Source organism: Candidatus Thorarchaeota archaeon (assembly GCA_013388835.1).
GTDB lineage: Archaea > Asgardarchaeota > Thorarchaeia > Thorarchaeales > Thorarchaeaceae > JACAEL01.
In genome coordinates this window covers 1-4,381 of sequence record JACAEL010000066.1, presented here as the reverse complement: position 1 = coordinate 4,381, position 4,381 = coordinate 1, and the positions used below count along the sequence as shown (strand labels likewise).

General features: G+C 53.4%; 5 protein-coding genes. All 5 read right to left on the bottom strand.

Going from position 1 to position 4,381, the window contains the following annotated elements:
* Positions 1-201: 201 nt before the first annotated feature.
* The 5 genes from HXY34_10575 to HXY34_10555 all read right to left on the bottom strand — a co-directional run bounded on the left by HXY34_10575 (position 202) and on the right by HXY34_10555 (position 4,339).
* A complete protein-coding gene (locus HXY34_10575) occupies positions 202-1,395 on the bottom strand; it encodes a hypothetical protein (GenBank protein ID NWF96572.1) in 1,194 nt (397 codons plus the stop codon).
* Positions 1,396-1,611: 216 nt separating this feature from the next.
* The gene (locus tag HXY34_10570) at positions 1,612-1,956 is read right to left on the bottom strand and encodes a hypothetical protein (protein NWF96571.1); all 345 of its coding nucleotides are present in this window, start codon (positions 1,954-1,956) and stop codon (positions 1,612-1,614) included.
* 452 nt (positions 1,957-2,408) lie between these two features.
* On the bottom strand, positions 2,409-3,005 hold the full coding sequence (locus tag HXY34_10565) for a hypothetical protein (protein NWF96570.1): 597 nt from the start codon (positions 3,003-3,005) through the stop codon (positions 2,409-2,411).
* Between the two features lie 26 nt (positions 3,006-3,031).
* Positions 3,032-3,601, bottom strand: a complete 570-nt coding sequence (locus tag HXY34_10560) for a hypothetical protein (protein NWF96569.1) — start codon at positions 3,599-3,601, stop codon at positions 3,032-3,034.
* 363 nt (positions 3,602-3,964) lie between these two features.
* A complete protein-coding gene (locus HXY34_10555) occupies positions 3,965-4,339 on the bottom strand; it encodes a hypothetical protein (GenBank protein ID NWF96568.1) in 375 nt (124 codons plus the stop codon).
* Positions 4,340-4,381: the final 42 nt, after the last annotated feature.

Genomic DNA, 4,381 nt, shown 5'->3' with positions numbered 1-4,381 from the left:
CCTCTCGACTGCTTCGTTGCCAGACTCATACCCAGCCACTTGTACCAAAACACGACAAACCAGACGACAACTGACATGACAAGGGCCAGAATAAGGTAGCCCACTTCAACGGAACTTGGCTGCATGTTCATCCACTCCTGTTCTCATCGATGAGTCTTCCGCACTCCTGCAGGGTTCGCACGTAGCGTTGATGTCACATATCTAGAAGAACACATCGCATATCCACCCTGCGAGGAAGCCAACTCCGATTAGGATAACGACAACAAGAATCATCATCTGCGTAAACATCACCATCCAATGTGTCCGACCCTTCAGGCCAATCCTATCCCAGCAGTTGCCGTTCTGGTATAGTTCGCCCCAGAACCTGAAGTATTTCGCCGCACCAGTACTCTTGCCACCCCAGCTATCAACCGCCTGCTTGCATACGGCGATCGCAAGTATGGCCGCCAAGGCCGCGCCGATGAAAGTGAATGCCGCCTGAAAGGGATCGGTCGTATTCTGTGCCACAGCCTGTGCGAGCAGTATGAGTCCAGTCACGATAAGAGCCGTGGCGAGTCCGAGCATGCCCATGAAAAGACCCTCAAGGTGCGCCGAAGCAGGGGGTGTGAATGCTGCTATTATCCTCGCAGCAGTGTACATTGCCCCACCAATTCCAAGGAAGTACCCAGACGGACTGCCAGTTCCAACCGTGCTATGGCTAAGGGGGCGTACTCTCCCCACCATGTCGTCGGCTTCTCCCTCCGTCATGTCTTGGATGCCCAGAAACTCGACGTTGAAGGCTTCAATCTCCACATTCCCAAGGATATCGACAGCAAGATGAATTGAGATCACCACGTCTGTCATGAGTTCCCTCTGAACTACAAAGTGAAGCGTGGGCCACCATCCGGTCCAATACAAAGAGACCATGTTGGCGGCTTCTCCAAGCTTGGCTTCGAAGAGGGCTTGTGCTCCACCATGGCACTCTGCTGCGCCGTTGGCAGTTCCATCGCTCTCCACCGGCTCTGTCGGGCTTGGACTGTTCTGGTCGTGCCTGTTGAAGTCAGCGACCACGTTGATGCCCTGCACCCTCATGTCCACCAGCGAGTAGGACTGATACCTGTAGCCGAGAATGACGACATACTTGATGACCCGCGACGCATTGTCAACTGCAGCAATTGGTAATCCACCGCCCTGCCCATCGATGGTGGAGTAGATGACGCCCTGTGGTGACAGAGAGCCCCCGTCAGCCCACCACAGCTTGCCTGTCTTGAGGAAAGAGGTGTAGATGTAACCTGACTGCTGGTAGTAGGAGCCACCGCCCTGTGGATAGAAGTACGTGTTGAACCATGCCTTCTGGCTCCCCACCCATGCATCGCCCCAGTAGACAAGAAGCACCGGCTGCCAGTTCTCGTCCAACAGTCCGACTTAGGCCTTGCCCATGGTCCTAGAGCTCTGTACGAGCCCGCCGACCACTGAGAAGTCGGCGAGCTGTCAGAGCCTGAACGGCCTGTCGAGGACTGAAACGTACTTCGGAATGTGCCAGCCACTGCCTCCTGTGGTAATGGAGGTTCACCTCATGTAGCTCTGGCCTGCATAATGGATCTGGAAACGGAGAGGCTTCAACAGACAGTCTCAGTCTGGTCTGGAGTCACGGGCAAGAATGGCCACTAGGATGTTCATGACCACTTCGGACAATATGACCACACCCATGCGAAACGGGTCCAGCAGGACCGAGATGACACACCCGGCCAGTCCTAATGCTTCAGACATGATGAGGACACGAGCATCTGACTGAAGAATCGTGTTCCAGAACCATGGGTACATCCTCATCTGTTCTATGGCTCCATAGCAGAGGACAAGTTTCAGCAAGGCGGCAAGCCAGCCCATGCCGAAAGAGAACAGGCCGGGGGTGAGGCTTAATCCGCCCACGTTTGAAACTGCCATCACTGCCACGAACATGAGGCACATTGCGGCCAATCGCCAGCTGCTCCGTTGCGCGCCCGTAGTGCTCACTTCACATCCCCGCCACACTGAACTCATACACACTTCGCTCTAGCAATACTGCGAAGAGGAAGTATCAACATGCCCACATCATAGACTCGATGACCACTGACAGTATCGTCCATAACACCAGCGTCTTCCACTTTGACAGAGCCAAGTTGGTCTTAATCACATTCGCTATGAGGATGTAGTTGAATGCTAGTTTGAGTGCTGTGAACTAAGAGTATCGATGGTCACGGCGACCTCGGAGGCGTGACTCCGCACCGAGAGATACAGCCACACATTGTCGCATCCAAGACAGTCCGACTGCTGCGCAGCTGTTGCAAACCCTCGGGTTCGTGGGTGTATCAGAGTGATACTTGCGGACGAGAGCGAGAACACTCTTATGCAAGCGAGGAGTCGCCGCGTCCCAATGAGCCTCCCACAGCCTATAGTGTTTCGTGCTCAGCACTTGTTGGCATTCGCTGGTCTGTCAACGAACCAGCAAGTACTATCGAGAGGCTGGTTGGAACCATGCCATCGGCCTCCAGCTTCTGCATTGCTGTTCTCAGCAGAGGGACCATCGATGGGTTCTTCTCGGCGTATGTTCTGAGGAAAGACTCAAGCCTGTTCCCACTCCGCATTCGTTGGACGAGCTTGGTCAGACTACAGATGAACTGGTCCCCGTCAAGTCCTGCTTTCTTCATCGGGTCTGAGTATCTCCACAGGGCAAGCTGTAGATTTACGTGAGCGGACCTCAGAACGTACATGCCTGCAATCAGGATCAGCGGCATGGCGATTGTGTTAGTTGCCAGATAGTCAGACAGCGAGGCGGAGTCAACTATCAGCGAAGGGCATCCTATCGCTAAGGAGATTGCACAATGAGTCCCAGCTATTCTCGGCATGCTTCCGAAGAAGCGAAGACCATGTCTGTTGGCTCTCTCGATGATACCCTCCTCCGTCAGAGTCAATGACCAGTAGACAATGAATGCCACTACTGAGATCATGAACCCCGCGCTTATGGGATCCATCAAACCGAATACCACTATTGCATCCTCCTTGTGACAATACCTCAGGTGACCAAGTTACTCATAAATGCCTGTGTTGATTGTTCTGCAATCAGAACCCAGAACACCAGCCACTGAACTGCAAGTAGGAAGTTGAGCGCAAAGGCATAGACTGTTGTCCTTATCTTCGTGATAGCCCATGCGATGGTCTTCATCTTGAATATGAGAACAGCGAAGACTACTGAGAAGAGAAGGACACCTTGAAAGGTTGGTATCAGTTGCCCAAACAGAGTATTCAGCCATAGTAGGACTAGGGCTAGGGCGAAGTCGGCGGTTATCAAGCCCAGTTCATAGGTCTCGAATAGCGCAAACTGCCATGCTGAGGACATCAAGATGCATGCAAGCACTAGATACCAGACCTGAGATCCGACCGCAGGGAGTGCCAGAAGGAGTGATACTCCCAAGATCACATACACCATCTTCTCCGCAAGAGCTCTATGAAAATCCTGCCAAGGCCCTTGCTCATTCATGGAAGCGGCCACCTTGACTCCCCATACCTCCCTCTGTCGTGCTGTCATCTGCCTGCTGCTCGGAGTCTCGATGCTGATGTATTCTATCGAGAAGTCAAACAGCAAGTCAACGGAACAGTGGAATGCACAATCACTGCCAGCAGGAGTCACAAAGGAAACAGAGGCATGCGGCCGGGGCCACCAACCTTCCCACCACAAGGAAACCGTCCGCACTACAGCCCCTACGAAGTCCATGTACGAGACAGTGTTGACAGATGGACTTCGACCACTTACACACCCTTCACCGGTCCCATCCTGTTCCACCGGATCATCTGGATCGGGCGCGTTGGGGTCGTGCCTGTTGAGGTCGGCCACCACATTGACGAACTGTGCTCTCAGGACGGAACGTCCTGCCGTGTGTCCTGTATTCCTCTAGGCCACGTGTTTTTGGTTGATACGCTCCCCTAGAGCATAACCCGACATATCCCATCAGGTTCCAGTCGGTTCTGTTTCAGTGGATTCATTCTCACTTCCATCATGAAGTGGACTCTCGGCACTGATACCGAACACCGAACCGCATACAAAGCCAACGCATACGAGAGCCGGAAGCGAAATCCATGTCGATTCTAACACATGGGGAAAAAACGACGGCGCAAGCAACAGCATCACAGACCATGTGGTCAGAACCACAAGGCCGAAGTGCATTGCCGAAAACAGACCTTCCTTTGCGGGGCTGTTGATGTTCCTTGCGTACCACAATCCGCGTCCACCCCGCTCCGTCACCAAACCTCTCGACTGCTTCGTTGCCAGACTCATACCCAGCCACTTGTACCAAAACACGACAAACCAGACGACAACTGACATGACAAGGGCCAGAATAAGGTAGCCCACTTCAACGGAACTTGG